25 protein-coding genes, 1 pseudogene and 1 riboswitch are annotated in these 26,558 nt (G+C 65.3%); of the genes and pseudogenes, 10 read left to right on the top strand and 16 right to left on the bottom strand.

The features are described from left to right. The 7 genes from L0D18_RS10475 to L0D18_RS10445 all read right to left on the bottom strand — a co-directional run. On the bottom strand, positions 1 to 407 hold a 407-nt coding region (locus L0D18_RS10475; protein WP_243028900.1), incomplete at its 3' end, for a protoglobin domain-containing protein. A gap of 186 nt (positions 408 to 593) precedes the next feature. After that, positions 594 to 2,264 (bottom strand): ribonucleoside-diphosphate reductase subunit alpha, encoded by a 1,671-nt coding sequence (locus L0D18_RS10470; RefSeq protein ID WP_243028899.1) that lies wholly within the window; start codon positions 2,262 to 2,264, stop codon positions 594 to 596. Between the two features lie 39 nt (positions 2,265 to 2,303). After that, complete coding sequence (locus tag L0D18_RS10465; RefSeq protein WP_243028898.1) at positions 2,304 to 3,272, bottom strand: ribonucleotide-diphosphate reductase subunit beta; 969 nt, start codon at positions 3,270 to 3,272, stop codon at positions 2,304 to 2,306. A 2-nt stretch (positions 3,273 to 3,274) separates the two neighbouring features. Continuing rightward, entirely contained in the window at positions 3,275 to 5,443 is a 2,169-nt protein-coding gene (locus L0D18_RS10460) for a 5-methyltetrahydropteroyltriglutamate--homocysteine S-methyltransferase (RefSeq protein WP_243028897.1), read from the bottom strand. After that, positions 5,440 to 5,820, bottom strand: coding sequence for an acyl-CoA thioesterase (locus tag L0D18_RS10455; RefSeq protein ID WP_243028896.1), 381 nt, complete (start codon positions 5,818 to 5,820; stop codon positions 5,440 to 5,442). The genes L0D18_RS10460 and L0D18_RS10455 overlap by 4 nt, the downstream gene beginning before the upstream one ends. 170 nt (positions 5,821 to 5,990) lie before the next feature. Further along, positions 5,991 to 6,142, bottom strand: a riboswitch (cobalamin riboswitch). A 58-nt stretch (positions 6,143 to 6,200) separates the two neighbouring features. Continuing rightward, a complete protein-coding gene (gene cbiB, locus L0D18_RS10450) occupies positions 6,201 to 7,088 on the bottom strand; it encodes an adenosylcobinamide-phosphate synthase CbiB (protein WP_243028895.1) in 888 nt (295 codons plus the stop codon). Beyond that, positions 7,085 to 7,603: a histidine phosphatase family protein gene (locus L0D18_RS10445; protein WP_243028894.1), complete on the bottom strand. Its 519-nt coding sequence runs from the start codon at positions 7,601 to 7,603 to the stop codon at positions 7,085 to 7,087. Before L0D18_RS10445 ends, cbiB begins: the two co-directional genes overlap by 4 nt. Before the next feature lie 24 nt (positions 7,604 to 7,627). Between L0D18_RS10445 and cobT the strand changes: the two genes are divergently transcribed. The 3 genes from cobT (at position 7,628) to cobO (ending at position 10,137) form a co-directional block, all read left to right on the top strand. Next, positions 7,628 to 8,641 (top strand): nicotinate-nucleotide--dimethylbenzimidazole phosphoribosyltransferase, encoded by a 1,014-nt coding sequence (cobT, locus tag L0D18_RS10440; protein ID WP_243028892.1) that lies wholly within the window; start codon positions 7,628 to 7,630, stop codon positions 8,639 to 8,641. A gap of 1 nt (position 8,642) precedes the next feature. Continuing rightward, positions 8,643 to 9,329: an adenosylcobinamide-GDP ribazoletransferase gene (locus L0D18_RS10435; RefSeq protein WP_243028890.1), complete on the top strand. Its 687-nt coding sequence runs from the start codon at positions 8,643 to 8,645 to the stop codon at positions 9,327 to 9,329. A 244-nt stretch (positions 9,330 to 9,573) separates the two neighbouring features. After that, positions 9,574 to 10,137, top strand: a complete 564-nt coding sequence (cobO, locus tag L0D18_RS10430; RefSeq protein ID WP_243028907.1) for a cob(I)yrinic acid a,c-diamide adenosyltransferase — start codon at positions 9,574 to 9,576, stop codon at positions 10,135 to 10,137. Here the strand turns inward: cobO and cobU are convergent. From cobU to L0D18_RS10385, 9 genes and pseudogenes are all read right to left on the bottom strand, one after another. Next, on the bottom strand, positions 10,134 to 11,039 hold the full coding sequence (cobU, locus tag L0D18_RS10425; RefSeq protein WP_243028889.1) for a bifunctional adenosylcobinamide kinase/adenosylcobinamide-phosphate guanylyltransferase: 906 nt from the start codon (positions 11,037 to 11,039) through the stop codon (positions 10,134 to 10,136). The two genes, cobO and cobU, sit on opposite strands and share 4 nt — an antisense overlap. A gap of 57 nt (positions 11,040 to 11,096) precedes the next feature. After that, a pseudogene (locus tag L0D18_RS10420) lies at positions 11,097 to 12,094 on the bottom strand (aminotransferase class I/II-fold pyridoxal phosphate-dependent enzyme). Positions 12,095 to 12,283: 189 nt separating this feature from the next. Further along, a complete protein-coding gene (paaZ, locus tag L0D18_RS10415) occupies positions 12,284 to 14,287 on the bottom strand; it encodes a phenylacetic acid degradation bifunctional protein PaaZ (protein WP_341474594.1) in 2,004 nt (667 codons plus the stop codon). A gap of 76 nt (positions 14,288 to 14,363) precedes the next feature. Next, the gene (paaD, locus tag L0D18_RS10410) at positions 14,364 to 14,819 is read right to left on the bottom strand and encodes a 1,2-phenylacetyl-CoA epoxidase subunit PaaD (protein WP_243028887.1); all 456 of its coding nucleotides are present in this window, start codon (positions 14,817 to 14,819) and stop codon (positions 14,364 to 14,366) included. Continuing rightward, complete coding sequence (paaC, locus tag L0D18_RS10405; RefSeq protein WP_243028884.1) at positions 14,813 to 15,571, bottom strand: 1,2-phenylacetyl-CoA epoxidase subunit PaaC; 759 nt, start codon at positions 15,569 to 15,571, stop codon at positions 14,813 to 14,815. The genes paaD and paaC overlap by 7 nt, the downstream gene beginning before the upstream one ends. Further along, entirely contained in the window at positions 15,564 to 16,082 is a 519-nt protein-coding gene (locus L0D18_RS10400) for a phenylacetic acid degradation protein (RefSeq protein ID WP_243028882.1), read from the bottom strand. Before L0D18_RS10400 ends, paaC begins: the two co-directional genes overlap by 8 nt. Before the next feature lie 8 nt (positions 16,083 to 16,090). Further along, positions 16,091 to 17,062 (bottom strand): 1,2-phenylacetyl-CoA epoxidase subunit PaaA, encoded by a 972-nt coding sequence (gene paaA, locus L0D18_RS10395; RefSeq protein WP_243028881.1) that lies wholly within the window; start codon positions 17,060 to 17,062, stop codon positions 16,091 to 16,093. Then, positions 17,049 to 17,639 carry a TetR/AcrR family transcriptional regulator gene (locus L0D18_RS10390; RefSeq protein ID WP_243028879.1) on the bottom strand — a complete coding sequence of 197 codons (591 nt, stop codon included), beginning with the start codon at positions 17,637 to 17,639 and terminating at the stop codon, positions 17,049 to 17,051. The genes paaA and L0D18_RS10390 overlap by 14 nt, the downstream gene beginning before the upstream one ends. A 68-nt stretch (positions 17,640 to 17,707) precedes the next feature. Beyond that, positions 17,708 to 19,084, bottom strand: a complete 1,377-nt coding sequence (locus tag L0D18_RS10385; protein WP_243028877.1) for a PucR family transcriptional regulator — start codon at positions 19,082 to 19,084, stop codon at positions 17,708 to 17,710. 144 nt (positions 19,085 to 19,228) lie between these two features. On the opposite strand from L0D18_RS10385, the gene hpaI reads away from it, so the two are divergent. The 7 genes from hpaI (at position 19,229) to L0D18_RS10350 (ending at position 26,556) form a co-directional block, all read left to right on the top strand. Then, positions 19,229 to 20,116 carry a 2,4-dihydroxyhept-2-ene-1,7-dioic acid aldolase gene (gene hpaI / locus L0D18_RS10380; RefSeq protein ID WP_243028876.1) on the top strand — a complete coding sequence of 296 codons (888 nt, stop codon included), beginning with the start codon at positions 19,229 to 19,231 and terminating at the stop codon, positions 20,114 to 20,116. Further along, complete coding sequence (locus L0D18_RS10375) at positions 20,113 to 20,853, top strand: fumarylacetoacetate hydrolase family protein (protein WP_243028874.1); 741 nt, start codon at positions 20,113 to 20,115, stop codon at positions 20,851 to 20,853. Before hpaI ends, L0D18_RS10375 begins: the two co-directional genes overlap by 4 nt. Continuing rightward, positions 20,850 to 22,400, top strand: coding sequence for a 5-carboxymethyl-2-hydroxymuconate semialdehyde dehydrogenase (hpaE, locus tag L0D18_RS10370; protein WP_243028873.1), 1,551 nt, complete (start codon positions 20,850 to 20,852; stop codon positions 22,398 to 22,400). The genes L0D18_RS10375 and hpaE overlap by 4 nt, the downstream gene beginning before the upstream one ends. 4 nt (positions 22,401 to 22,404) lie before the next feature. Next, a complete protein-coding gene (gene hpaB / locus L0D18_RS10365) occupies positions 22,405 to 23,856 on the top strand; it encodes a 4-hydroxyphenylacetate 3-monooxygenase, oxygenase component (protein WP_243028872.1) in 1,452 nt (483 codons plus the stop codon). Between the two features lie 17 nt (positions 23,857 to 23,873). After that, positions 23,874 to 24,338 (top strand): 4-hydroxyphenylacetate 3-monooxygenase reductase subunit, encoded by a 465-nt coding sequence (hpaC, locus tag L0D18_RS10360; protein ID WP_243028870.1) that lies wholly within the window; start codon positions 23,874 to 23,876, stop codon positions 24,336 to 24,338. After that, on the top strand, positions 24,326 to 25,282 hold the full coding sequence (gene hpaD, locus L0D18_RS10355; RefSeq protein ID WP_243028869.1) for a 3,4-dihydroxyphenylacetate 2,3-dioxygenase: 957 nt from the start codon (positions 24,326 to 24,328) through the stop codon (positions 25,280 to 25,282). The genes hpaC and hpaD overlap by 13 nt, the downstream gene beginning before the upstream one ends. Before the next feature lie 101 nt (positions 25,283 to 25,383). Next, the gene (locus L0D18_RS10350) at positions 25,384 to 26,556 is read left to right on the top strand and encodes an ABC transporter substrate-binding protein (RefSeq protein WP_243028867.1); all 1,173 of its coding nucleotides are present in this window, start codon (positions 25,384 to 25,386) and stop codon (positions 26,554 to 26,556) included. The last annotated feature ends 2 nt before the right edge of the window (positions 26,557 to 26,558 follow it).

The raw sequence follows: 26,558 nt of genomic DNA, 5'->3' as shown, positions 1-26,558 counted from the left end.
GGAAGCCTTTCCTGGGCTAAGCGGGAGACGTTTTCCACCACCCAGTTCCACATGGCGGCCATCATGGCGTTGGTCACCCCCCGGCGCACGTGCACCAGGCCCACCAGGGTCTGCCAGGCGAAGTACTGGCCGTTAAAAGGACCCTCCACCGTGCGCAGGTACCAGTCCCTAAGGGTTTTCTCCCTTTGCGGCCTTTCCCCTTCCCGGAAGATGGCCCGGGTGGCGGGATGGGAAAAGAGGGTATCGTAAAAGCCCTGGACCACCTCTTCCACAAAGCCCTTTAGGACCTCCTTGTTTCGGGCAAAGGTCTTGGCGTCCTCGAGGGGGCGGAACCGGGCCTGAGGGGGAAGCTGGGACCAAAACTCCTGGGCCAAGGCGTAGAAGCGGGCAAGGTTCTTATCCGTCATGGCCTCCATGATACTTTGATAGGGCCTTCCCGGCGTCCCAGCTTGGCTCTAGCCAAGGTGGGCGGTGTTAACCGTTTCCTTCCGTTTGCGCTCCCCAAGCTGTACCGGGATGTCGGCTCTCTAAAGGCTGGGCCCCCACCTTGGCGCAAGCCAGGGTGGGGTAGTACCAGGGGGTAGCGGGAGCCCCTAGCTTTCGCACGCCCGGCAGGAGAGGAGGAGGTCCCGGCTGTAGGCCTGGGCCACGCTGGCGCTGAACTGGTAGTAGAGGGCCTTGAGGCCGCTTTTCCAGGCGTGGAGGTAGAGCTCGTTCACGTCCTTGGGCGGGGCCTCGGGGTGGATCACCAGGTTCAGGGACTGGCCCTGGTCGATGTGCTTCTGCCGCGCCGCCGCCAGGTTGATCAGGGTCTTCTGCGATACCTCGGCGAAGGTCTTGAACACGTCCTTTTCCTCATCGGTGAGAAAGTCCAGGTGCTGCACGGAGCCGTTGTGCTCCAGGATGCTCCGCCACACCTTCTCCTCGTCCTTGCCCTTTTCCCGGAGGAGCTCCTCCAGGAAGGGGTTCTTGAAGGGCACCCGGGCCTTTTGCAGGTCCTTGAGGTAGTAGTTGCTGGTGTAGGGCTCGATGGAGGGGGAGACCTGGCCCAGGATGAAGGAGCTGCTCTTGGTGGGGGCGATGGCCAGGAGGGTGGCGTTCCTCCGGTCCATGATGGGCGCCAGCTCGTCCTCCGGGTGGCGCTTCCTGAGCCAACGGCTGGCCTCTTCCGCCTTTTCCCGGATGGTCTTGAAGATGAGGTTGTTGAGGAGGAGGGCCTCCGTGCTCTCCAGGGGGATGCCCTGGGACTGCAGGTAGCTGTGCCAGCCCAGGACCCCGATGCCGATGGCCCTGTAGCGCTTGGCAAAGCGCACGGCCCGTGCCATGTAGGGAATCCCTTCCGCCTTCTGGATGAAGTCGTCCAAGACGGTGTCCAGGAAGATGGTGAGGGTCTCCACCGCGTCCGTGTCCTTCCACTCGTCAAAGTGCAGAAGGTTGAGGGAGGAGAGGCAGCAGACGAAGCTCTCATCCGGGCTCGAGGGGAGCATGATCTCCGTGCACAGGTTGGAGGCGTGGATGGTCTTGCCCAACCGTTTGAAGACCTCCGGGGCCTGGCGGTTGGCGTTGTCCCGGAAGAAGAGGTAGGGGATGCCCACCTCGGCCCGGCTCTTGAGCACCTTGGCCCACCGCTCCCGCCCCTCCCGGTCCCCCGCTATGGTGGCCTCCAGCCAAGCATCCCCCACGGAGACCCCCCAGAAGAGGGACTGGATGGGGCTTCCCTCCCGCTGGATCTGGAGCCACTCCTCAAAGTCCGGGTGCTCTATGGGGATGTAGGCGGCGCACTGGCCCCTGCGGGTGGAGCCCTGGTTGAAGACCTCGATGGCCCGGTCAAAGAGGGAGGCGAAGGCGAAGGAGCCGTTGCTCTCCCCGTTGTCCCGGATGGGGGCGCCCCTGGGGCGAAGGGCACCCAGGTAGACGGAGGTCCCCCCGCCCTGTTTGCTCATCATGCCGATCTCCGACACCGCCTCCAGGATGCTGGCGGTGTCGTCCTCCACGTAGGTGCCGTAGCAGGAGATGGGCAGGCCCCGCCTCAGCCCGTAGTTGGCCCAGATGGGGGTGGCCAGGGAGAAAAAGCCCCGGGCCATGTACTCCTGGAACTTGCGGGAGAAGCCCTCGATCCCGCTTAGGGCCTCGGCCCGGTCGGCGATCTGCCGCACCCTTTCCTCCACCGAAACCCCGGGGAGGAGGTAGCCCCGGCTCATGTAAAGCCTTGTCCACTCGTTAGCCCAGTACCACGGCTGGTACTCCCTCTTGGTCTTTAGCATCCTAGCCTCCGCTTTGGGGCCCCTGCCCCAAATGAACCACTAGAACAGGCTTTCCGGGTCAAAGCTTTGCACCCTCCTGGCGTAGGCCACGCTCCTTTTGTTGAAGAAGTCCACCTCCTTATCCGCGAGGAGCTCCAGGTCGAACCACGCCGCATCCCGGAGGGCCTCTTCCCTCACCGCAAAGGGAGCCGGGAGGCCGTGGAGGGCCAGGATATCGTTGTACCGCTTCTTCAGAAACTCCCGCACCTCCTCTCCCTTTAGGGCCTCTGGCTCCCCTGCGGCAAAGAGCCAGTCTAGTAGCTCCTCCTCCGCCCTGAAGAAGGCCTGGACCCCCTCCGCCACCTCCTCCCCGAAGGGGGGGTGGAAGAGGTGGGGGCTTTCCCTCCTCAGGATCCGCAGGAGCTCCACCCCAAAGAGGCCGTGGAGGTTTTCCTCCTTGCTGGTGGCCTCGATGGCGTTGGAGATGCCCTTGAACTGGCCCAGGCGCTTGTTGAGGGCCATGAGGATGTAGAACTGGGAGAAGAGGGAGGCGTGCTCCGTGAAGGCGGAGAAGAGGAGGAGGGCCTTGGCGTACTCCCCCAGGTCCCCCGTGCGGGAGCGGTCCAACACCTCCTGGAGGAGCCGGTGCCGATTCCGAAGGGCGGGGGACTCCAGGGCCTTGGCGAACTCTTCCTCCAGGCCCAGGAGGTCCAGGAGATGGGCGTAGGCGTTGGCGTGGCGCACCTCGCTCTCGGCAAAGGTCATGCCCACCTCGGCCACCTCCGGCTTGGGGAAGCGGTCGTAGGTCCTGGCCCAGAAGAGCTTCACAGAAAGCTCCACCTGGGAGATGGCCATAAGGGAGCGCCGCACCAAGCCCCGCACCTCGGGGGTGGCCAGGGCGTAGTCCTGCACGTCCGCGGCGTAGGCGAACTCCGTGTGCAGCCAGTAGCTGTGGCGGATGGCGTCCCGGAAGCGCAGGAGCTCCGGGTACTCGTAGGGCCGGTAATGGGGTCTAGGGTCTTGGATCATGGCTATTCCTCCTTGGCGGCCAGCCTTGCCCTTAGCCTCCTGGCGGCCTCCATCATGTGCCGGAGGTTGCGCAAGGCCTCCTCGGGGCTTCGGGTCTTGAGGCCGCAGTCGGGGTTGATCCAGAGGGCGTGCTCGGGGATGGCCTCCAGGTACACCTCCAGGCGGCGCAGCATCTCCTCGGGGTCCGTCTCCTCTGGGGAGTGGACGTCAAACACCCCGGGGCCGATCCCCAGGGGAAGGCCCTGGAGCTCCGAGAGGAAAGCGGGGTCCTGCCGGGCCCCCTCCACGCTCACCACGTCTGGGTCCATGGCCTCCAGGAAAGGCCTTAAGGCCCTGTAGTCCGAATAGCACAGGTGGAGGTGCACCTGCACCCCGGGGCCCAGGCCCCCCACCACCCGGTGGAAGGCTTCCTGGACGAGCCGCACGTAGCCGGGCTGGTCCTGGTCCCTAAGGGGCATCCTCTCCAAGAGGGCGGGTTCGTCCACCTGGACCACGCGGATGCCGTGGGCCTTTAGGTCCTCCACCTCCTCCCGCAAGGCCTCCGCCAGGGCTAGAACCGCCTCCCCGAAGCCCACCCCCTCCGGCAGGTAGCTCCAAGCGGCTAAGGTGATGGGCCCGGTGAGGATGGCCTTCACCGGCTTAGGGGTGAGGCTTTGGGCGTAAAGGGTCTCCCTCAGCACCAGGGCCTCCCGGCGCCTGGGGGGCGCATGGAGGATGGGGGGGCGCCAGACCCGGCTGCCATAGGAGAGGACGAAGCCCCTTTGCGTGGTGTAAAACCCCTCAAGCCGCTCCGCGAAAAACTCCACCATGTCGCTCCGTTCCGGCTCCCCGTGGACCAAGACGTCCAGTCCCAGCTCCTCCTGCAAGCGGATGTTCTCCTGGATGGCCCTTTGGATCTCCGCCTCGTAGGCCTCCGGGCTTATCCTCCCCGACCGGAGGCTAAGGCGCAGCTCCCGGAGCTGCTGGGTCTGGGGAAGGCTGCCGATGGTGGTGGTGGGGAAGCGGGGAAGGCCCAAGGCCCCTTGCGCCTGGTGCCGCACCTCCCTGGGGGGTCTTGGGGGTGGGGGGGATGAAGGCTGGAAGTCCCAGATGGGGGGTGGTGTGTACCAGGCGGCCGCCTCCCCATCCCCCTGGCCCAGGAGGAGGCCCTTGAGGAGGCGGAGCTCCTCCAGCCGTTCTTCCGCAAAGGCCAGCCGGCCCTCCAGGTGCGGGGGCAGGGGCTCGGAAACCCGCCAGGGGAGGTGGAAAAGGGGGGCCTTGGGGGCCAGGATCACCTCCCGCCCGTCATCCAAAAGGGGCTCCAACCAGGGGAGGAGCCTTTCCCTGAGGGCCAAGAGGTCCGTGCGCCACACCCCTTGCCCCTCCACGGCCAGGACCACGGGGGCGGTGCCGGGGGCGAGGGCGGGCGGGGGTTGGTGTGGGTGGAACCACACGGCCAGGCCCCGCATGGGGAGCTGGGCCAGGGCTTCCAACACCCTGGGGGCTGGGGGCAAGTAATAGCTGAGGAGGACCAGGGGCACCGCTTCCGCCAGGGAGCGGTAGAGATCCAGGAGGTGGGGGAGGTGGGCCTCCGCCTCTTCCAGGCCCAGGGCCGGCTCCTGGAGGAGGATGGGCCGGCCTTGGGGGGCCAGGGGCGCCAAAAGAGCCCGGTAGGCCTCCAAGAGGGCTTCCAGGTGGGCCCTCACCCCCTTTTCCTCCGGGGGGTTTTGCGCCACCCGCAAAAAGGTATAGGGGCCGATGAGGGTGGGCAGGCCCTCAGGGTTGGCCCCTTGGCCCACGGGGTAGGGAAACCAGGCGGGGTTTGGAGTATAGGCGGGCCTTTCCGGCAGGCGGGGGACCAGGTGGTGGTAGTTGGTGCCGAACCACTTTCTGAGGGGAAGGGCCCCTTTGCCCCTGGCCAGGGCAAAGTAGGCCTCGAGGTCCCCAGCCGGAACCGGGTAGAGGCCCAGGGCCACCGCCAGGTCCAGCATGGGGTCGTAGAGGCTCATCTCCCCCGCGGGGTAGAGGTCCACCCTCGTCCGGTAGTCCCTGACCCGGACCGCCTCCAGGTCCTCCAGGCCCTGTAGGAGCTCCCTCTTGGACAGCCCTCCTTTCCAGAACTCCTCCAGAAGCCTTTTGTACTCCCGGTGGGGGCCCAGGCGGGGGAGGCCAAAGCCCAGGGTGCGGATCATGCCTCCTCCCCCAGGGGTGGTACCGGGACCGGCCGCCCCTTTTCATCCACCGCCACCAAGACGAAGCCGCCCTTGGCCGCCAAATAAGCCTGCTTGCCCTGCCCGATGGGTTCCACCCACATCTCCACCTCCACCCGCATGGAGGTTCGCCCCACCTCCACCACCCGGGCCACCAGCTCCACGATGGAGCCCAGGGGCACCGGGTGCTTGAAGTCCACGGCATCCGAGTGCACCGTGACCACCTTGCGATGGGCGTGCCGGGTGGCCGCCACGAAGGCCGCCTGGTCCATCCAGGCCATGGCGGTGCCGCCGAAAAGGGTGCCGTAGTGGTTGGTCTCTCCGGGGAAGACGGTGTGCACCATGCGCGTCTCTTTCATATAAAACCTCCCTAGTCCCTTTGCCAGGGGAAGGCGCCTCCCCTGAAAGGGGCACTCGTAACCCACCTATGCCCTAAGGCCTCATGGCCCGGTGCGGGCCTCGGGTTTTGGGGGAATCAAAGGTCTAGGGTCCCACAGGCATCACCACCTTCACCCTTGCCTCGAGGGCTACGGGGCAGGACCGCGAAGCGGGTACTCGGGCTTCCAGCCTGGGCTGGTTACCGTTGCGGGACAGCGCCGGACTTGCACCGGACTTCCCCCACCGCCATCGGGCGTCCAGGCCTGTCGGCCTGGCATCGCGGCCAGGACACCCTAAATGTTGGGCGTCCTGACAGGAGGGTACCATATATGGCCCCGAAGGTCAAGGGCGCACTCCTCCCTCACCGCACCCAAGTGAATAGGGCCATGAGGAGGCCGAGCCCGTAGCCTAGGAGGGCGGAGAGGCGGAGGGCCTCGCGGGTGGCCTTTGGGGTTGGGGAAGGGGCATTCTCGTTGAGCGCGTACACCCCTCGTTTGCTCAAACGTACCCCAAGCCTAAGGGCCAGGGCGGCCATGGGGAAGCCGGCGTTAGGGGAGGGGGTTTTCCTTGCTTCCCGCCACAGTCTTGGCCAAAGGCGGAAGGAGAAGAGGCCGCTTTGCCCCCAAGGCAGAGGGATTTGCGTGAGCAGGAGGAGCCCGGTGAACCGCGCGGGAAGGAGGTTCAGGAGGTCGTCAATCCGGGCGGCCACGGCGCCCCGGGCCCCGTGCTCGGGGTAGCCCCACATGGCGTCCGCGGTGTTGGCGTAGCGGTAGAGGGCTGCTCCGGCCAGCCCGAAGAAGGCGTAGTAGAGGAGGGGAGCCACCAGGCTATCGGAGAGATTCTCCGAGAGGCTTTCCAGGGCGGCTTCCCGCACTTCTTCTTCCGAGAGGTCCCCCGTCGGACGGCTTGCGATGCGGGCAAGCCTTTTCCTGGCTTCCTCCAGGTCCTGGGCCAGGGCTACCTCCACCTCCTTAACCTCCCAAAGGAGCATCCGCAGGCTAAAGAGGGGCTTGAGGAGAAGTCCCAAAAGGAGCCAACCCCAGGCCAAAGGCCTGAGGAAGAGGTCCAGGAGGAGGGCAGGGAAGGTGAAAAGGAGGGCACCCAAAGCCCAGTAAAAGGCTCCAGAGGCCAAATCCCTGACCCGCGGCCAGGCCCAGGCCAGGTAACGGCCCATGAGGACCACAGGGTGGAAACGGGCTGGGGGCTCCCCCAGGAGGGCATCCAGGAGGAGGGCCAGGAAAAGGCTCATGGGCTTGGGTCCAGACGGTCCAGGATCCGCCTTGGCCAATCCAGGACCACGACGCTACCCGGGAGGGGAAGGGCGTCCTCTCCCAGGGCCCTCAAGGCGGCCCGGATCACCCCCCCATGGGTGAAGAGGAGGGCGGGGGTCTTAAGCTCCTCCAAGAAGCGGTAGACCCTTTCCTGGAAGGCCTCGAGGCTTTCTCCTCCGGGAGGGGCAAAGCCTTGGAACCGGAGGAGGGCTTCCTTGTACCCGGGTTCCAGCCTTTCCCACAGGGCCCCCTCCAGGGTCCCGAAGTGGATTTCCCTGAGGGCTTGGGTTGGCGTGGGGTGAAAGCCTGCGAGCTGGGCGGTCTGGAGGGCCCGTTTCAGGTCGGAGCTGTGGGCGGGGAGGGGGGGCAGCCTTCCCTTAAGGCCTAGGGCCTGGGCCTCCCCCAGGGGGGTAAGGGGGAGGTCTGTCCAGCCCAGGAGCCGTCCTTCCCGGTTCCAAAGGGTTTCCCCGTGGCGCACCAGCCAGAGTTCCACCCTCCAAGCTTATACTCCTGCTGTATGGGTTACTGGGATCTTCTGCAAGCAGCCCAGGAGCGAATGGAAAGGCTCACCAAGCCTCCTGGATCCCTGGGCCGGTTGGAGGAGGTGGCGGTGCGCCTGGCGGCCATCCAGGGGCGTCTTAAGCCGGAGTTGGGCCCTGGGGCGGTGGTGGTGGCCGCTGCGGACCACGGGGTGGTGGCGGAGGGGGTGTCCGCGTATCCCCAGGAGGTCACCTACCAGATGGTTCTGAATTTCCTGGGGGGCGGGGCGGCCATCAACCAGCTCTCCCGGGTGGCGGACTGCCAGGTCTATGTCCTGGACGTGGGGGTGAAGGGGGAGCTTCCGGACCACCCCCGCCTCCTTAAGCGCAAGGTTCGGTGGGGTACGGGAAATCTAGCCAAGGAAAGGGCTATGGGCCTAGAGGAGGCGGAAATGGCCCTTTCGGCAGGGATGGAGGCGGCCCGGTTGGCCATCGCCCAAGGGGCCACGGTTTTGGCGGCAGGGGACATGGGCATCGGAAACACCACCGCGGCCAGTGCCCTAACGGCGGCGCTTTTGCACCTTCCCCCCGAGGCGGTGGTGGGCCGGGGTACCGGGGTAGGAGAGGCGGGTCTGAGGCGGAAGCGGGAAGCGGTGGCCCAGGCCTTGGGCCGGCTCCGCCCGGATATGCCTCCTTTAGCGGTGGCGGCGGAGGTGGGGGGGCTTGAACTTCTGGCCATTGCCGGGGTTTACCTGGAAGGTTATCGGCACGGTCTGCCCTTGGTCTTGGATGGGTTTCCTGTTTCCTCGGGGGCCCTTTTGGCCTGGAGGTTAGAGCCGGGCCTTAAGGACTACCTTTTCGCCGGCCACCTTAGCCGGGAACCTGGCCACCGGTACATCCTCGAGGCCCTTGGGCTAAGGCCCCTTCTGGACCTAGACCTAGCGTTGGGGGAGGGGACGGGGGCGGTCCTGGCCATTCCCCTCCTCCGAGCCGCTGCCCGCATCCTGCACATGGCCACCTTTGGGGAGGCGGGGGTTTCCGACCGCCTTTAGCATGTGGCGTGCCTTGCGTTTGGCCCTGGGCCTGCTCACGGTCTTCCCTGTGGCCCCAAAGGAGGTTGGCCCTGAGGACTTCTCAAGGAGCACCCAGTTCTTCCCCCTGGCGGGGTATGCTTTAGGGCTTCCCCTCTTCCTCCTTGCCCTCCTGCCCCTTCCCAATGGGCTTTTGGCCGGCTTACTCCTTGCCGCCCTCCTTGGCCTCACGGGTTTTATGCACCTTGATGGGCTCCTGGATCTGGCCGATGCCCTCTTGGGGGCAAGGCCGAAAGAGGAGCGGCTTCGTATCCTGAAAGATCCCCACCTGGGCTCCTTCGCCTTCGGGGTGGGGGGGATCTACCTCCTCCTTCTTTGGCAGGCCCTGGCCCTGGTGCGGGAACCCCTTTCCCTACTCCTCCTTCCGGGCTTCGCCCGTTTCGCCATACTGCCCTTTTTGAACCGTTATCCCTTGCTGCACCCGGGCATGGCTGGCCTAATCCGGGGAGGTCCTTTGGGAGGGGCTTTTCTCCTGGCCCTGCCCTTTCCCCTGCTTTACCCCTGGCCTGCCCTCCTCACCCTTCTCGCCGCTTATGCGGTGGCCCGCTGGTCGCTGGCCCGTTTGGGGGGGCTCAACGGGGATGTCCTGGGGGCCATGATCGCCTTGGGGGAACTTGCGGGGCTTTTGGGCTTGGCCCTTTGCCCTTGAGGAATCCTCTGTTTCAGAAGGGCCAATGCCATCTTCCTGTTTCGCTCTCTAAGCCCCAGGGGGATGACGCCTACCCAAGGTCCTTGCCGGGGCCCCCACCTTGGCCCAAGCCGGGGTGGGGTGGTACATGCGGCCTTTAGATGGGTAGACTGGGAAGGATGGAAAGGCGGCTTAGGGGTACAGGGGTCCTAGGGGGCCAGGCGCCATGCCCCGCTTAGGGGTGTGGTCCTTGGACGCGATGCTTATGGAGAGCCCGAAGCCAGCGAAGCCATACGCCAAGCCCAGCGGAAAGAGGCGAGGCCTTCTTCTGGTCTACACCGGGGAAGGCAAGGGCAAGAGCACCGCGGCCTTTGGCCTGGCCTTGAGGGCCCACGGCCGGGGGTTAAAGGTGCGCATCTTCCAGTTTATCAAGCACCAGGGGGCCCGGTTTGGGGAGCACCGGGCCCTTTCCCAGCTGGGTATCCCATTGGAGGGCCTTGGGGATGGCTTTACCTGGAGGAGCCGCGATCTGAACCGGTCGGCCAGGATGGCCCAGGAAGGCTGGGAACGGGCCAAGTCCACCCTGCTTTCCGGGGATTGGGACCTGGTGGTCCTGGACGAGGCCACGTACCCTCTGCGCTATGGATGGATAGACCTCTCGGAGTTCCTGGAGGTCCTGAGGAGCCGGCCGGCCCATGTCCACGTGGTGGTGACGGGCCGGGGTGCCCCGGAGGCCTTGCTGGAACTGGCGGATACCGTCACCGAGATGCGTAAGGTGAAGCATGCCTTCGAGCAAGGGGTGCCGGCGCAAAAGGGCATAGAGCACTAAAGGCGTAGGGTTCTCCCTGCCACCACAAAGAAGGCCTCCTTGGCCCTTGCGGCGAGGAGGGCGTTCACCTCTCCCAAGAGGTCCCGGTAGCGCCGGGCCAAGGGATTTACCGGGACGATCCCCATTCCCACCTCGTTGGACACGGCGATGACCCGTTTGCCGCTCGCATCTACCGCCTCGAGGAAGCGCTTTGCCTCTGCCAAAGGGTCTAGGCCCTTTTCCATGAGGTTGGCCACCCAGAGGGTGAGGTAGTCCACCACCACCGTGGGGTGGCGGGCCCGCCCCAGGGCCTCCACCAGGTTCAGGGGCTCCTCTATGGTTTCCCATGTGGGTGGGCGCTGGGCCCGGTGGCGGGCGATGCGGGCTTCCATCTCCTGGTCCCGGGGCTCGGCGGTGGCGACCAGGGTGGCGAAGGGCCCCGCCAGCCTCTGGGCCAGGCGGCTTTTCCCGCTACGTGCCCCGCCCAGGAGGAGGGTAAGGCCGGGTGGGGGGGGCTGGCCTGGGGCTCGCCCAGGATGCCCCCCTTGGGTCTGGCTGGGGCCCATAAGGCCTAGGGACCGGTGGAGGGGCTTGAGGTCGAGGTGTTGCTCTATAGCGTCGGCTAGATCCTCGTTCACCTGGCCCAAAAGCACCACCTGCGCCCCTTGGCGTCCCATGGGCTTTATCAGAACGGGGTTCATGCGGGGTTCCGGCCGGACCCCCGCCGCCAAGGCCTGTAGCCACTGGGCGCTGGCCATTTCCCCGCCCGCCACCACCCTGGCGTGGTTGGACATGTTCTGGGCCTTGAAGGGGGCCACCTTGAGCCCCAGGCGCCGGAAGTGGCGGAGAAGCCCAGCGGTGAGGAGGCTTTTCCCCACGCTGCTTCCCGTACCCCAGACCGCGACCGCTTTAGCCTTCGCCATTTGCACAAGTAGATACCAGAAGGCCCCTAGGCTGCACAGGGTGAGCAGGGGACCTTCCTAGGGCCATCGTACCGTGGCCAAGACGGAGGCCATGGCCTCGAGCAGGGCCTGGATGGCCTCCTCCAGCTGGGCGGAAAGCCTGGTCTACTCGGGGAGGCCGAAGCTGGAGGCATCCCGCACCCGGATGCCCTTTTCCCGCAGCCGGTGAGCCACCTCTGTGGCCTTGCCTACCCGTACCAGGAGGAAGTTGGCGGAGCTTTCCTTAACCGCAAGGCCCAGCTCCCTTAGGCCATCCGAAAGGCGGCGCCTAAGGCGGTGAAGTTCCCTTTTGCTTTCCGCTAGCCAGGCCTGGGCTCCCGGATCCAAGTGGCCCTCTAGGAGGGCCTCCCCATATACCGAGACCGGCCAAGAGGGAGCGAGGCTTTGGAAAGTGGAAAGGTCCAAGGGGGCCACCAGGTACCCAGCCCGCACCCCCGTTAGGCCGTGGGCCTTGTTGGGGCCAAAGAGGTACCAAGCCTTTTGGGGTAAGGGGGGCGGGGTTTCCAGGAGGGGGTAGTAGGCCAGGTCCAGGACCAGGGCTCCACCTGCCCTGGCCGCGGCCTCCTCCAGGAAGGGGTAGACCTCCCCGTGGGGTTGTTGGGTACGCAGAGGAAGGCCAGGGAGCTTTTGGGCAGGAGCCTTAGGAAGGTGTCCGGGTCTTCCGCTTCCCAAAGGGGTAGGTCCAGGGCCCGAGCGGCGCGGGCGTACTCGCTGAAGGTGGGTTTAAGGAGGAGGATGGGCCCTCTCAGGTAGTTCCAACGGGCTAAGCGGTGGATGAGTTCGCTGCTTCCAGTCCCCACCGCCACCTGGCTTGCAAGGACGCCATGAGCTTGGGCCAGCCTTTGGCGTACCCGGCGGTAGAGGGGATCGGGGTAGCGGCTTGGGTCAACTTTTTGGAGAAAGTCTAGAATTACAGAGTTAGGCCCGAGGGCGTTGGCGTTGGTGGAAAAGTCGTACACGGGTTCAGGCCCCCCGTCGGGGCCGCCGTGGACGGGTTTGAGGACGTCGTCCAGCATACCTACCCCAACTCTAGGACTTTAGGCCACAGGGAACAGGGGTCTGGCTTCCTTTCCGGACCGGCCGGGGAAGAACCGGCCCGGCCATCGGCCCCGGCTGCCGATATCCACCCCGGTGAAGCGGGTGGTCTCCTTGAGGGCTGGGGGGGTCCGGGTACCCCAGTTGGGTTTCAGCCTTTTTCCTATTTCCTAGGGGCCCGGCTTACGGGCTACCAAGGTGAGAAGGGTGTAGGTGGCCACCTGTTTCCCGTCCTGGTTCTGCACCTCCACCGCCCACTCCACCACCCCTGTTTTCTCGTCTCGTGGGCGCTTGGACTTGACCGTTAGGCGGGCTTCCAGGCTGTCCCCGATCCCCACGGGTTCGGTGAAGCGGAGGCCCTCCAGGCCGTAGTTAGCCAAGACCGGCCCCGGGGCAGGGTCCACGAAAAGCCCTGCCGCCGCCGCCAGGACGAAGTACCCGTGGGCCACCCGCTTACCGAAGAGGCTCTCCCTGGCGGCGATCTCGTCGGTGTGGGCGTAGAAGTGGTCCCAGGATAGGTGGGCGAAAAGGGAGATATCTGCTTCCGTCACCGTGCGCCGGTGGGTCTTGAGGGTCTCGCCGATTTCCAACTCCTCATAGTATTTGCGGAAGGGGTGGACCTGGGCGGGCTTTTCCGCCCCCTTGGCGTACTCCCCGGTGAGGACCTGAAGGGTGTGGGGATCGGCCTGGAGCGCCACCCTGGCCAGGTGCCGCTTTACGGAAAGAAGCCCCCCGAGCTCCTCCCCGCCCCCGGCCCGTCCCGGCCCCCCGTGGAGGAGGCGGGGCAAGGGGGAGCCGTGGCCGGTGGAGGCGGCGCTGTTCCTCCGGTTAAGGATGTGCAACCGCCCCACTTCCCCGGAAAGCCCCAGGAGGTAGAAGCGGGCCTCCGCGGGGTCCGGGGTGGCCACGGTGGCCACCAGCATCCCTCCTCCCATGCGGGCTAAGCGCAGGGCCTCTTCCCGGTCCCGATAGGGGAAGAAGGTGGCCACGGGGCCGAAGGCCTCCACCCGGTGTAGGGCCTCGGCATAAGGGTTCTCGGCCAGGAGGAGGGTGGGAGGAAAGAAGGCCCCGTCCTGCCTTCCCGGATGCTTCCAGTACACCCGGGCTCCGGCTTCCAGGAGGCTCTGCACCGCCTTTTCCACCTCCGCCTTCTGCCCTAAGGAGGCTAAGGGGCCCAGCTCCACGCCCTCCTCCCTGGGGTCGCCCAGCTTGAGCTCCTCCAGGTGCCTGCGGGTGGCCTCGAGGAGGGCTTCCAGCCGCCCTCCCGGAACCAGGACCCGCCGGATGGCCGTGCACCGCTGCCCCGCTTTGATGGAAAGCTCTTGGGCGATCTCTTGAGCCAGCCTAGCCAGCTCCTCTTCTCCTGCCTCCTCCCCCAGGATGGCAGCGTTTAAGGAGTCGGTCTCCGCGTTGAGAAGGACGCCCCTTTCCATGAAGGCGGGATGGCGCCTCAGGGTGTCGGCGGTGGCTTTGGAGCCGGTGAAGTACACGCTATCCCGGTAGTCCAAGGCTTCTAAGGTATCCCCCAGGCTTCCTGCCAGGAACTGGAGGCTCCCCTCCGGCAACACCCCGGACTCCAGCATGAGCCGCACCAGCCCTTCGGCCACGTGGGCGGTGGGGGTGGCCGCCTTGGCCAGGGTGGGCACCCCCGCCAAGAAGGCAGGCGCAAACTTCTCCAAAAGGCCCCAGACGGGGAAGTTGAAGGCGTTGATCTGCACGGTGATCCCCCCCTTGGGCCCTAGAAGGTGACGCCCCTGGAAGGAAAGGTCCCGGCTTAAGGGGATGGGGTCTTCCTCCAGCAGGAAGTTGCCTTCAGGGAGGTTCCGGGCCAAGGAGCTGTAGGCGTAAAGGACCCCGATCCCCCCATCCACGTCGTACCAGGCATCCCGCCTCGTGCCCCCGGTGGTGGCGTAAAGTCGGTAGAGCTCCTCCTTCCGCTCGCTCAAGTACTGGGCCAAGGCGCGAAGCCTTCTTCCCCTTTCCGGGAAATCCAAGGCCAGGAGGGCCTTTCCTCCCACCTCCCTCCCCCAGGCCACCGCCTCCTTAAGGGGCAGCCCTTGGGCGGTGACATGGGCCAGCACCTCCCCCGTGGCGGCATCCCGCAGCGGTACCCCTTCCCCCTGGCCTTCCCGCCATTCCCCCATGAGGTAGCTTCTAACCTTTTTTCCTGGCACGAACTCCTCCCCGTGTGGTCTAGGCTCTTGAGGAGCCCTTCTGCCCTCCTACTTGGAGGGGAGGGGCTCCCCTCTATCAGACGGTCTTGAAGGCCTCAAACACCTCCCCACAGGCGGCGCACTGGTAGAGCATCTTGCACAAGGTGGCCCCAAAGGGGTTTTTCAGATCCACCCGCTGGCTCCCGCACCGGGGGCAGAGGGGGGGGTTATCCATAAGGGGCAAGGGCATGGGAGGGGCGATGCCGTAATCCCGCAGCTTGGCCTTGGCCTCCTGGCTCATGTCCTCTGTGCTCCAGGGGGTCTTGGTCTCCACCACCTCTACCTCTTTGGCCCCTGCTTCCCGCAAGGCCTTCGCTATCTCCTCCCGGATGAGCCTAAGGGCGGGGCAGCCGGAGAAGGTGGGCCGGAAGCGGACCCTGACCCTTTCCCCTTCCACCTCCATCCCCAGCACCATCCCCATCTCCACGATGTTGAGGACGGGGATCTCCGGGTCTTTTACCCCCTTTAGGGCCTCCCAGTACCGCTCTACCATGCCTTGGCCTCCGGATCCCAGCGGGCCACGGACTGCATTTCCGCCAGGAGGGACCAAAGGTACTCCGTATGCTCCTGACGGCTTTTGGGCACGTACCCACCCTGAGGAGGTCTGAGCCCTACCCTCTCCAGCTTGGTCCCCACCTCCTCTAGATAAGGGGCCTCCAAGGCGCGCAGGTCTGGCAGGATACCCACCTCCACCAAGGCCTCATCCGTGGGCAGGGGCTTGAAGAGCTGGCGAACGTAGGGGAAAAGGATGTCTAGGGCCTCCTGGGCGCGGCGGTGGGACTCCTCGGTGCCCTGGCCTAACCGTTCTAGCCAAAGGGAGCTGTGGCTCAGGTGGAAGCGTTCCTCCTTTAGGACGCGGCTTGCCGCCTCAGCCAAAGGGGAATAGCCGCTTTTTACGGCCTCCTTGAGCCACAGGTTTTCGTAGGCATCAAATAGGTATTGGCGCACCATGGTGAAGGCCCAGTCCCCTTTGGGAAGCTCCACCAGGATGGCGTTTTGGTACTCCAGGGGGTCGCGGAAAAAGACCAGGCGGTCGGGGTCGGAGCCATCCAGCTCCTGCCTGAGTTCCAGCCAGACCTTGGCGTGGCCCAGCTCGTCTTGGGCCAGGTTGGCGATGGCGATGTCCTCTTCAAGGATGGGGGCATGCCCCACCCACTCGGAAAGGCGTTGGGCTAGGACCACCTCGTCATCGGCCCAGGCGGTAAGCCGGGCTATGAGGGCATCCTTCAGGTAGGGATCAAGCATCCTCCACCCCCTTGGCGGTGATCAGGCCATAGTAGCTCTGCAGGCGGTAGGTTTTCTCCCTGGCCGGGGCGAACCAGCTCTCCACCACCTCCTCCGTGGGTTCCGTGCCCACCACCAGGCGTTCCGGGACCGTCCAGAAGGCTACCCCTTGGACCTGGAGCAGGGCTTGGACCACGGCATCCTCGGGGCTTTGAGCCAGAAAGCGGCCCACCAGGTCCCCATAGACCATGCTCCGGCGGTGGCTGCGCTTGGCAAAGACCCAGTAGGCCTCCTCGGGTCCGCTTTCCCTACCAGGGGCGAGATCCTTTAGGCCCTCCTGGGAGACGTGGAAAAAGGCGTCCGCGGGGGCCACGAAGAGGGCATAGGCGGAAGGCCGCCTTACGAACACGTGCCGGGCCACCAGGAGGGCATGCTGGGGATCGGCGGCGTGCACCGAGCCCACCATCTGTGGGGGGCTATTCCTGGTGTCCTGCTTGATCACCTCAAACCGGGGCCACTCGGTTCCCCACATGCCTCCTCCTAGTCGGCGGCCTGGGCCAGCTGCCGCCTGCCAAAGGCCTCGAGGGCTTCCCGCACCCAGCGGCCTTCCTCGTGGGCCCTTCTGCGGGCCAGAAGCCGATGCCGGTTCATGGGGCCTTCCCCGTTGATGACCTTCCAGAACTCGTCCCAGGGGATAGGACCGTGGAGCCAGTTGCCCGTTTTTTCGTCGTAGCGAAGGTGAGGATCGGGAATCTTCAGGCCCGCCTCCAGGAGCTCCGGAACGTGTTCGTTCAAGAATTCCTGGCGCACCTGGTCGTTGGTCTTGGTCTTGATGCCCCAGCGGAGGAGGAGGGGGGTGTGGGGGGAGTCGGTGTCGTGGGGCCCGGCCATCATCAGGGTGGGCCACCACCAGCGGTTTAGGGCGTCTTGGACCATCTGGCGCTGCTTCCTGGAACCCTTAGCGTAGAGGAGAACCGCCTCCTTGCCCTGCTTGTGGTGGAAGGTTTCCTCGGCGCAGATGCGCACCATGGCTCGGGAGTAGGGACCGTAGGAGCACTGGGCCAGCATGGTCTGGTTCTTGATGGCCATCCCATCCACCAACCAGCCAATGATGCCCACATCCGCCCAGGTCAAGGTGGGGTAGTTGAAGATGTTGGAGTACTTGGCCTTTCCGGAGAGGAGGGCCTCCACCATCTCCTCCCGGGTGATGCCCAAAGTTTCCGCGGCGTGGTAAAGGTACTGGCCATGCCCGGCCTCGTCCTGGACCTTGGCCAACAGGAAGAGCTTCCGCCTTAGGGAAGGGGCCCGGGGGATCCAGGCGCCTTCGGGAAGCATGCCCACCCATTCGCTATGGGCGTGCTGGGAGATCATGCGGATGAGCTGGCGCCGATACTCCGCGGGCATCCAGTCCCCGGGCTCGATCTTCTCCCCCCGGGCGATGCGGGCCTCAAACTCCTCTAGCCTCTCCCCGTAGTCGGGGTCCTCCGGGTAGCCGATCCTAAGCTTCACCATCCGCGCCTCCTTTGTTGCCTAACTCCACGCCAAGGGCCCTCAGGATGAGGGTGGCGTAGGCTTCCGAAAGTTTCTCCAGGGATAAGGGTCCATCGGGTCGGTACCACTGGTACGTCCAGTTGAGGGCGGAGAGCACAAAGAGGGTGGCCAGGCGCACGCTGGGCACGTGGAAAACCCCTTGCTCCACCCCTTCTTGGATGATCCCTTGCACCCCTTCCTCGTACTTCCGACGCAGGGCCTTGGCCTCCTCCAATAGGGGAGGGGAGAGGTGCTTCCACTCGTGGAAGAAGACCGTGGCCCGGGGGAGCTCTTCGGCAATGACCCTCAGGTGCCCCTGCACCAACCCCTTAAGCTTGGCCACCGGATCGCCCTCCAGGGAATCCAGGACCGCTAAAAACCGCTCTGCCGCACGGCGCACCACCTCTATGAGGAGCTCCTCCTTGGAGGCGATATGGGCGTAGAGGCTTCCCCCCTGGAGGTTCAGCTCCTTGGCCAGGTCCCGCATGCTGGTGGCATGGTAACCCCGCTGGCTGAAGAGGTGGCTGGCTATGCTGAGGATCTGCTCGCGCCGTTCCATGGCTAACGGTCGTTTGTTAGGTTAGCACACCCAAAGGGAAGGGACAAGTGTCCCGAAACACAATTTCCCTAGCCGGCCAAGAGGCTTCTGGCCCTCAAGGCCAGGTGCACCTGAGCCAGGATCTCGGGCCGGGACAAAGGGCCAAGGGTTTCTTCCAACCGTTTCAGCCGATAGCGCAGGGTGTTGGGGTGGATGTGGAGGGCCCGGGCGGCCTCCTCCACGCTTCCCGAGGCCATGTAAACCTCGAGGGTCCGCAAGAGCTTTGGAGGCAAGGGAAGATAGCGTTCCACCAAAGCCCTTAGATCCTCGGGGGACTGCTGCAGGAGGACAAAGGCCACCGGATCCAAGCTGGAAAAGGACAAGGCCTCGCCTCCCCGGGCCGCCTTGAGGGCGATGAGGGCTTCCCGGTAAGCGTTTTGCACCTCTTCTCCCGTCGCATGAACCGCGGAATACCCCAGGCGGCTTCCCGCAGGCAGGGCGGCCAGGAGGCTTTCCGCTTCCTTCTTGGGATTGTGCACCTGCCACATGGCCACCAAGCGGTTTCCCCGGGTGGTGAGGAGGTAGGGGACCCCAAGCCGGTCAAGAAAGGTGCCGGCACGGCGTCGCAGCTCTAGGGTGGCCTCGCGCCTTCTCTCTTCCGCCAAACGGTGGCGCCCGGGAACCCCGGGGGGCTCCACCAAGGCCAGCACCCACTCCACCCCTTCCGTGAAGCCGAAGGCAAAAAGCCTCTCCGGCTCCGCCTCCCCCAGGATTAACCCCTCCAGCAAAGCCCCGCCCAGGGACTCTTCCCGCATTCTGTCTAAGGAGCGCTCCAGTCCCCTTACCCGAAGGATCCGGGCAGCCACCTCTAGAAGGCCGCGGGCTTGTCGCAAAGCCTCCGTCTCCCCATAGGCCACCAGCACCCCCTCCCCCGCTTCCAAGGCCACCCACCCTCGGCCTTCCCCCGGCTCCCTGGGGTGTTGGGGGGGCACGGGACCGGCGAATCCCAGCACCTCTCCCCAAGGGGCTACCCGGGCCAAGGGGAGGTTGGTGGCTTGGTAAAGGATCTCTAGGAAAGGGCGTTCCGGAAGCTTCACCAATAGGTCCAAAACCCCCACCAGGCCCATCCCCCCGCCCAGATGGAAGAGGCGCAAGGCCAGGGCCTTGGCCAACTCCTCCCGGCGAAGCCATGGGGGATGGGCCGCAACCCCAAGCCCCTCCCGGCGGGCATAGTCCAGAAGCTCAGGATCCGGGGAAGGGATGAGGAAGCCCGAGGCGGTGCGGTAGCGCCAGAGGTTCCCTTCGGGGCGGAAGAGGACCAGGGCTCCCTCCAGGGGTAAAAGGGGGCGGGGTTCCTCCAGGAGGTAGAGCACCGGCCGCTCTGCGGGGACCAGGACCTCGAGGCCCAGGTCTTGAACCAGGGCTTGGAAAGCAATGGAGGTTTTGCCAGATTCAAGGGTTGCCATTGTCTATTCCCACAATAGACCCCCCAGGCCACCCGGGAAAGAGGGTGGCCTTTGGGCCTCTGTACAAATCCAAGCCCATAATTGGTTTTTCCCCCAGTTGGCCCCACCCCCTCGGCCCCGCATCCTAAAGGGGAAAGGAGGGCCATGTTTCAAGGTTCCATTCCCCCTTTGCCCACGCCCTTCCGTAAGGGCCGCCTGGACGAGGAAGCCTTGCGCCGCCTCGTGGAGAGGGTTATCCAAGGGGGTTCCCACGGCCTCAGCGTGGGGGGGACCACCGGGGAGCCCGGAACCTTAACCTTGGAGGAGAGGAAGCGGGTCATAGAGGTGGCCCTGGACCAGGTGGCGGGCCGGGTTCCCGTCATCCCGGGGACCGGGGCCCTCAGGCTGGAGGAAACCCTGGAACTCACCCGCTTCGCCCAGGAGGCCGGGGCCCAGGGGGCCATGGTCATCGTCCCCTACTACCTGAAGCCCAACCAGGAGGGGCTATACCGCTACTTCGCCGAGGTGGCGAGGGCGGTGCCTGACTTCCCCTTAATCCTCTACAACATCCCGGGCCGAACCGGGGTGGAGATCGCCCCCAAGACCGTGGCCCGCCTGAGGCGGGAGTTTCCCCACATCGTGGGGCTCAAGCACTCCTCCAAGGACCTGGAGTACCTATCCCAGCTCTTCCAGGAGGCGGGCCGGGACTTTCTCGTTTTTTGCGGCCTGGAAAGCCTCACCCTGCCCATGATGAGCCTGGGGGCGGTGGGGACCATCGCCGCCACCGCCAACTGGCTGCCCCAGGAGGTGGCGCGGCTCACGGAACTGGCCCTCAAGGGGGATTACCAGGGGGCGAGGGAGCTCCACTACCACCTCCTCGAGGCCAACGAGGCCATTTTCTGGGATACCAACCCCATTCCTCTAAAGACGGTGCTTTCCTGGATGGGCCTCTTGGAGAAGGAGTGGCGCCTCCCCTTGGGCCCCACCACCCCCGAGGTGGAGGCCAGGCTAAGGGCCATGGCCCAGCGCTACGGGCTTTTGGAGGGGGCATGAAGCTTTGCCGCTTTATCAGCAAGGGCCGGGTCCACCAGGGGGTCTATCGGGATGGCCTCCTCCTGGACGAGGCAGGGGAGGCCCACGACCCCGAGGGGGTCACCTGGCTCCTTCCCTTTACCCCCGGCAAGGTGATCGGGGTGGCCCTGAACTACGCCGACCATGCGGAGGAGCTGGGCCTATCCCGCCCCGAGGAACCGGCCCTTTTTTGGAAGCCCAATAGCAGCCTCCTCCCCCACAAGGGGGTGGTGCGCTACCCCAAGGGGGTAGAGTTCATGCACTACGAGGTGGAACTGGCGGTGGTGGTGGGCCGGCCCATGCGCAAGGTAAAGGTTAAGGATGCCCTGGACTACGTCCTGGGCTATACCATCGCCAACGACCTGGTGGTGCGGGACTATGTTTCCAACACCTTCCGGCCTCCCATCCGGGCCAAGGGGCGGGACACCTTTGGCCCTCTTGGACCCTTTCTGGTGGTGGGGGGGGTGGAGGACCCTCAGAACCTCACCTTAAGGGCCTATGTGAACGGGGAGCTTCGCCAGGAGGGGCACACCTCGAGGATGCTCTACTCCGTGGCCGAGCTTTTGGAGTACATCTCGGAGTTCATGACCTTGGAACCCTACGACGTCATCCTCACCGGCACCCCCAAGGGCATAAGCCGGGTGGGGCCAGGGGATGTGATGCGGCTGGAGATCGAGGGCCTCGGGGCCCTGGAAAACCCCATTGAGGAGGAGGCATGAGGTACCAGGACCAGGTGGCGGGTATCCCTTGGGAGCGGATTGAGGCGATCAGGGAGGCCCTAAAGGGCTATACCGCTCTCCATTTCATCGGCGGGAAGTTCGTTCCTTCGGAAAGCGGCGAGACCTTCCCCACCCTAGACCCCTCCAACAACCAAGTCCTCTCCCGGGCGGCCCGGGGTGGGGAAAGGGAGGTGGACCGGGCGGCCAGGGCGGCCCACGAGGCCTTCCCGAAATGGAGCCGCACCCCAGCCCGGGAGCGGAAGCGCTACCTCCTGAGGATCGCGGAACTTCTGGAGAAGCACGCCGACGAGCTCGCCGTGGTGGAAGCCCTAGACGCCGGGCAGGCCTTGCGCATCGTGAAGGCCCAGGTGGCCCGCTCCGCGGAGAACTTTGCCTTTTACGCCGAGTATGCGGAGCACGCCATGGAAGACCGCACCTTTCCCGTAGACCACGACTGGCTCTATTACAGCCTGCGGGTCCCGGCGGGGCCGGTGGGGATCATCACCCCTTGGAATGCTCCCCTTATGCTTTCCACCTGGCGGATCGCCCCCGCCTTGGCCTTCGGGGACACGGTGGTCCTGAAGCCTGCGGAGTGGAGCCCCTTAACCGCCAGCAAACTGGCGGAGATCGTGCAGGAGGCGGACCTTCCCCCTGGGGTCTTCAACCTGGTGCAGGGGTTTGGCGAGGAGGCGGGGGCTGCCCTGGTGGCCCATCCCCTGGTTCCCCTCATCACCCTCACCGGGGAGACGGAGACCGGGAAGGTGGTGATGCAAAACGCCGCTAAGCACCTGAAACGGCTTTCTTTGGAGCTTGGCGGGAAGAGCCCGGCCTTGGTCTTTGCCGATGCTGATCTGGAGCGGGCTTTGGATGCGGTTGTGTTCCAGATCTACTCCTTCAATGGGGAACGGTGCACGGCCAGCTCCCGCCTCCTCGTGGAGGAGGGCATCTTTGAGAACTTCGTGGAAAGGGTGGCGGCAAGGGCCCAGGCCATCCGGGTAGGCCATCCCCTGGACCCTGAGACCGAGGTGGGGCCCCTGATCCACCCCGAGCACCTGGAGAGGGTCTTGGGTTACGTGCGCTCGGGCCTCGAGGAGGGGGCCAGGCTCCTCGCGGGGGGGAGAAGGGCCACCTCCTCCTTCCGCGGGGAGGACCTCTCTTTGGGGAACTACCTGGAGCCCACCCTCTTCGTGGGGGAAAATCACATGAAAATCGCCCAGGAGGAGATCTTTGGCCCCGTCTTAGTGGCCATTCCCTTCAAGGACGAGGAGGAGGCCCTTAGGAAGGCCAACGATAGCAGGTATGGCCTTGCGGCTTATGTCTTTACCCGGGACCTGGAGAGGGCCCACCGCCTGGCCCTGGAGCTTCAGGGGGGCCTCGTTTACCTGAATAGCCACAACGTGCGCCACCTTCCCACCCCCTTTGGCGGGGTTAAGGAGAGCGGGGACCGGCGGGAAGGGGGGTTGTACGCCCTGGAGTTCTACACCGACCTCAAGGCCGTGGGGCTTCCCTTAAAGCCCCCCCACGTGCCCCAGTTCGGAAAGAGGTGAGAGGATGGCGAGGACAGGAGCGGAATACCTAGAGGCCTTAAAGGAGCGCCCCCCAAACCTCTGGTACAAGGGGGAGAAGGTGGAGGATCCCACCACCCACCCGGTTTTCCGGGGAATCGTGCGCACCATGGCGGCCCTTTATGACCTCCAGCATGACCCTCGGTACCGGGAGGCCCTCACCTACGAGGAGCAGGGCAGGCGGCACGGGATGAGCTTCCTCATCCCCAAGACCAAGGAGGACCTCAAGCGCCGGGGCCAGGCCTACAAGCTTTGGGCGGATCAGAACCTGGGGATGATGGGCCGCAGCCCCGACTACCTCAACGCTGTGGTCATGGCCTATGCGGCCAGTGCCGAGTACTTTGGGGAGTTTGCGGAAAACGTGCGGAACTACTACCGCCACCTGCGGGACCAGGACCTGGCCACCACCCACGCCCTCACCAACCCCCAGGTGAACCGGGCCAAGCCCCCTTCCGCCCAGCCCGACCCCTATATCCCCGTGGGGGTGGTGCGCCAGACGGAAAAGGGGATCGTGGTGCGGGGGGCCAGGATGACCGCCACCTTCCCCCTGGCGGACGAGGTCCTCATCTTCCCCTCCACCCTTCTAAAGGAGGGGCCGGGCAGCGAGAAGTACGCCATCGCCTTCGCCCTGCCCACCTCCACCCCGGGCCTCCACTTCCTCTGCCGCGAGGCCTTGGTGGGGGGGGATAGCCCCTTTGACTACCCCCTTAGCAGCCGCCTCGAGGAGATGGACTGCCTGGTGATCTTTGACGATGTCCTGGTGCCTTGGGAGCGGGTCTTCATCTTGGGGAACGTGGAGCTATGCAACAACGCCTATGCCGCCACAGGCGCCTTAAACCACATGGCCCACCAGGTGGTGGCCTTGAAGACCGCCAAGACCGAGGCCTTCTTGGGGGTGGCGGCCCTGATGGCCGAGGGGATCGGGGCCGATGCCTACGGCCACGTGCAGGAGAAGATCGCGGAGATCATCGTCTACCTGGAGGCCATGCGGGCTTTCTGGACCCGGGCGGAGGAGGAGGCTAAGGAGAACGCCTTTGGCCTCTTGGTGCCTGACCGGGGGGCCCTGGATGGGGCAAGGAACCTCTACCCCAGGCTCTACCCCCGTCTTAGGGAGATCCTGGAGCAGATCGGGGCCAGCGGCCTCATCACCCTGCCCTCGGAAAAAGACTTCCAGGGGCCTCTAGCGCCTCTGTTGGAGAAGTACTTGCAAGGGGCCAGCCTGGAGGCTAAAGAGCGGGTGGCCCTCTTTCGCCTGGCGTGGGACATGACCCTCTCGGGGTTTGGGGCGCGGCAGGAGCTTTACGAGCGCTTCTTTTTCGGCGATCCGGTGCGCATGTACCAGACGCTTTACAACGTCTACGACAAGGAACCCTACAAGGAGAGGATCCGCACCTACCTTAAGGGCGCGCTTTCCGTGTTTGCCGAGGTGGGTGCGTGAGGGAAAGGGGCTTGGTCATGCGCGGGGAGGACCTTAGGGAAGCCTTCAAGGAGGCCTTGAGCCGCTTTGCCGCTGGGGTCACGGTGGTCTCGGCCCGCTTAGGGGAGGAGGAACGGGGCATGACCGCCACCGCCTTCATGTCCCTTAGCCTCGAGCCTCCCCTGGTGGCCTTGGGCATCCACGAAAAGGCGAGGCTTCTGCCCATCCTGGAGGCCTCCCGGGCCTTCACCGTCAGCTTTCTGAGGGAGGGGCAGGGGGCGGTTTCCCAGCACTTTGCCGGCAGACCCCAGGAGGGGGTGGGCTTGGTGGAGGGGAGGGTGGAAGGGGCCCTGGCGGTTTTGCGCTGCCGGTTGGAGGCGGTCTACCCCGGGGGAGACCACCGGCTTGTGGTGGGCCTTGTGGAGGCCATTGAGCTGGGGGAACCGGGCCTTCCCTTGGTGTACTTCGGCCGTGGCTACAGGAGGTTGGTATGGCCATCGTGAGGGTAGGGTTCATTGAGCTTTGGGTTAAGGACCTGGAGAGGAGCCTGGAGTTTTACCAGGGGCTTTTGGGTTTCCGCCTGGAGCATAGGGAGGAAAGAAGCGCCTACCTGCGGGGTTACGAGGAGCGGGAGTGGAGCCTGAAGCTCACCCAAGGGGCCTTCCCCGCCGTGCGCAGCCTGGGCTTTAAGGTGGACGAAGAGGGGGTGGACCAAGCCCTGGCCTGGGCGGAAAGGGAGGGGCTTCCCCACCGTTTGGAGACCGACTGGGGAAGGCCCAGGATGCTCCGGGTCCAGGACCCCTTTGGCTACCCCTTGGTCTTCTACCATGGGGCGGAGAAGCTTCCCCGCATCCTGCAGGAGTATCACCTCTACCGGGGGCCGGGGATTTTGCGCATAGACCACCTAAACCTCTTTTCCCCCGAGGTGGAAAGGGCTACCCGCTACTACCAAGAGGCCATGGGCTTCCGCCTCACCGAGTACACCGAGGACGAGGAGGGAAGGCTTTGGGCGAGCTGGCTTCACCGCAAGGGGAACGTTCACGACGTGGCCTTCACCAACGGGGAAGGCCCCAGGCTCCACCACTTCGCCTACTGGCTTCCCGACCCGATGGCCATCCTTAGGGCGGCCGACATCCTGGCGGGGGCCCGGAGGACGGACCAGATCGAAAGGGGTCCGGGGCGGCATGGGATATCCAACGCCATGTTCCTCTACCTTAAGGACCCGGACGGGCACCGTATAGAGCTTTACACCTCCGACTACCTCACCGTGGACCCCGACCTGCCCCCTGTGCGCTGGAGCCTGAACGACCCCAGGCGCCAGACCCTTTGGGGGCACAAGACCCCAAGAAGCTGGTTCCTGGAGGGCAGCGCGCTTCTGGACCTCGAGGACCGGCCCTTGCCCACCCGTCCCTCTCCGTTGGCCGGCATCCCCGAGCACGTGACCTAGTTGACGGGACAGATGTCCCTAGGTAGACTGAAAGGCAAACGGTCGTTAGTTAGACCCAATCCGGGCCTTGCCCGGTGGGAAAGGGACAAGGAGGGAAAAGCATGAAACGATGGTTGGCAGCCCTGTTGGTGTTGGCCCTTTCGGCCATGGCCCAGGAGGTTCTGAAGGTGGGGGTGGTGGTTTCGGCCACCGGCCCGGCAGCTTCCTTGGGAATCCCCGAGCGCAACACCTTCCTCATGCTCCAGGAGATGCTGGACCGGACGGGAGGTGTGGCCGGGCGCAAGGTGCAGTTCATCATCCTGGACGATGCCTCCGACACCACCCAGGCGGTGCGCAACACCCGGCGGCTGGTGGAGGAGGGCGTGGTGGCCGTGATTGGGACCACCACCACCCCGGCCTCCTTGGGCATGATCCCGGTGGTGGCCGAGGCCAAGGTGCCCATGATCTCCCTGGCAGCCAGCAAGGACATCATCCACCCCGTGGACGCCCAGCGCTTCTGGGTCTTCAAAACCCCCCAGACGGAGGAGCTCATGGCCCGGGCCATCGTGGCGGACATGGTGGCCCGAGGGGTGAAGACCGTGGGCTACATAGGCTTCAACGATGCCTATGGGGAAGGCTGGGCCCGCTTCTTTGAGGCCGAGGCCAAGGCTAAGGGCCTCCAGGTGGTGGCCAGCGAGCGCTACGCCCGCACCGACACCTCGGTGACCGGCCAGGCGCTGCGCCTTGTTGCTCGTCGGCCCGATGCTGTCCTTATCGGGGCCAGCGGCACGCCCGCCGTTTTGCCCCAGCGCACCTTGAAGGAGCGGGGGTACGCAGGCCTCATCTACCAGACCCACGGGGTGGCCAACCCCGACTTCCTGCGGGTGGGGGGTAGGGACGTGGAGGGCACCCTCCTGCCCGCTGGCCCCATCCTGGTGGCGGAGCAACTTCCCGGCACCTTCCCCAGCAAGCGGGTGGCCCTGGACTACATCCAGCGCTATGAGGCCAAGTACGGCATCGGCAGCTACTCCACCTTCGGGGCCCACGCCTGGGATGCCTGGCTCATCCTAAAGCCTGCCCTGGAGCGGGCCTTGAAGCGGGTGGATCCCGCCAAGGACCTGGCTTCCTTCCGCGCGGCCCTGCGGGACGAGATCGAAGCCACCCGGAACCTGGTGGCCAACCACGGGGTTTTCACCTTCAGCAAGGAGGACCACCTGGGCCTGCGCTTTGAGGACGCTGCGGTGATGGTCCGCATTGAGGGAGGCCGCTGGAAGCTGGAGCGCACCTTCCGCTAAGC

The sequence above is a fragment of the Thermus albus genome, from assembly GCF_022760855.1.
GTDB classification, from domain to species: Bacteria; Deinococcota; Deinococci; order Deinococcales; family Thermaceae; genus Thermus; species Thermus albus.
This window is presented reverse-complemented; position numbering and strand designations above follow the sequence as displayed.

What these genes read in the sequence shown, in the direction of transcription:
- L0D18_RS10470 (WP_243028899.1), bottom strand. Translation starts at nt 2,264, where the DNA reads ATGCTAAAGACCAAGAGGGAGTACCAGCCGTGGTACTGGGCTAACGAG.
- L0D18_RS10465 (WP_243028898.1), bottom strand. Translation starts at nt 3,272, where the DNA reads ATGATCCAAGACCCTAGACCCCATTACCGGCCCTACGAGTACCCGGAG.
- L0D18_RS10460 (WP_243028897.1), bottom strand. Translation starts at nt 5,443, where the DNA reads ATGATCCGCACCCTGGGCTTTGGCCTCCCCCGCCTGGGCCCCCACCGG.
- L0D18_RS10455 (WP_243028896.1), bottom strand. Translation starts at nt 5,820, where the DNA reads ATGAAAGAGACGCGCATGGTGCACACCGTCTTCCCCGGAGAGACCAAC.
- cbiB (WP_243028895.1), bottom strand. Translation starts at nt 7,088, where the DNA reads ATGAGCCTTTTCCTGGCCCTCCTCCTGGATGCCCTCCTGGGGGAGCCC.
- cobT (WP_243028892.1), top strand. Translation starts at nt 7,628, where the DNA reads ATGGGTTACTGGGATCTTCTGCAAGCAGCCCAGGAGCGAATGGAAAGG.
- L0D18_RS10435 (WP_243028890.1), top strand. Translation starts at nt 8,643, where the DNA reads ATGTGGCGTGCCTTGCGTTTGGCCCTGGGCCTGCTCACGGTCTTCCCT.
- cobO (WP_243028907.1), top strand. Translation starts at nt 9,574, where the DNA reads ATGGAGAGCCCGAAGCCAGCGAAGCCATACGCCAAGCCCAGCGGAAAG.
- cobU (WP_243028889.1), bottom strand. Translation starts at nt 11,039, where the DNA reads ATGGCGAAGGCTAAAGCGGTCGCGGTCTGGGGTACGGGAAGCAGCGTG.
- paaD (WP_243028887.1), bottom strand. Translation starts at nt 14,819, where the DNA reads ATGGTAGAGCGGTACTGGGAGGCCCTAAAGGGGGTAAAAGACCCGGAG.
- paaC (WP_243028884.1), bottom strand. Translation starts at nt 15,571, where the DNA reads ATGCTTGATCCCTACCTGAAGGATGCCCTCATAGCCCGGCTTACCGCC.
- L0D18_RS10400 (WP_243028882.1), bottom strand. Translation starts at nt 16,082, where the DNA reads ATGTGGGGAACCGAGTGGCCCCGGTTTGAGGTGATCAAGCAGGACACC.
- paaA (WP_243028881.1), bottom strand. Translation starts at nt 17,062, where the DNA reads ATGGTGAAGCTTAGGATCGGCTACCCGGAGGACCCCGACTACGGGGAG.
- L0D18_RS10390 (WP_243028879.1), bottom strand. Translation starts at nt 17,639, where the DNA reads ATGGAACGGCGCGAGCAGATCCTCAGCATAGCCAGCCACCTCTTCAGC.
- L0D18_RS10385 (WP_243028877.1), bottom strand. Translation starts at nt 19,084, where the DNA reads ATGGCAACCCTTGAATCTGGCAAAACCTCCATTGCTTTCCAAGCCCTG.
- hpaI (WP_243028876.1), top strand. Translation starts at nt 19,229, where the DNA reads ATGTTTCAAGGTTCCATTCCCCCTTTGCCCACGCCCTTCCGTAAGGGC.
- L0D18_RS10375 (WP_243028874.1), top strand. Translation starts at nt 20,113, where the DNA reads ATGAAGCTTTGCCGCTTTATCAGCAAGGGCCGGGTCCACCAGGGGGTC.
- hpaE (WP_243028873.1), top strand. Translation starts at nt 20,850, where the DNA reads ATGAGGTACCAGGACCAGGTGGCGGGTATCCCTTGGGAGCGGATTGAG.
- hpaB (WP_243028872.1), top strand. Translation starts at nt 22,405, where the DNA reads ATGGCGAGGACAGGAGCGGAATACCTAGAGGCCTTAAAGGAGCGCCCC.
- hpaC (WP_243028870.1), top strand. Translation starts at nt 23,874, where the DNA reads ATGCGCGGGGAGGACCTTAGGGAAGCCTTCAAGGAGGCCTTGAGCCGC.
- hpaD (WP_243028869.1), top strand. Translation starts at nt 24,326, where the DNA reads ATGGCCATCGTGAGGGTAGGGTTCATTGAGCTTTGGGTTAAGGACCTG.
- L0D18_RS10350 (WP_243028867.1), top strand. Translation starts at nt 25,384, where the DNA reads ATGAAACGATGGTTGGCAGCCCTGTTGGTGTTGGCCCTTTCGGCCATG.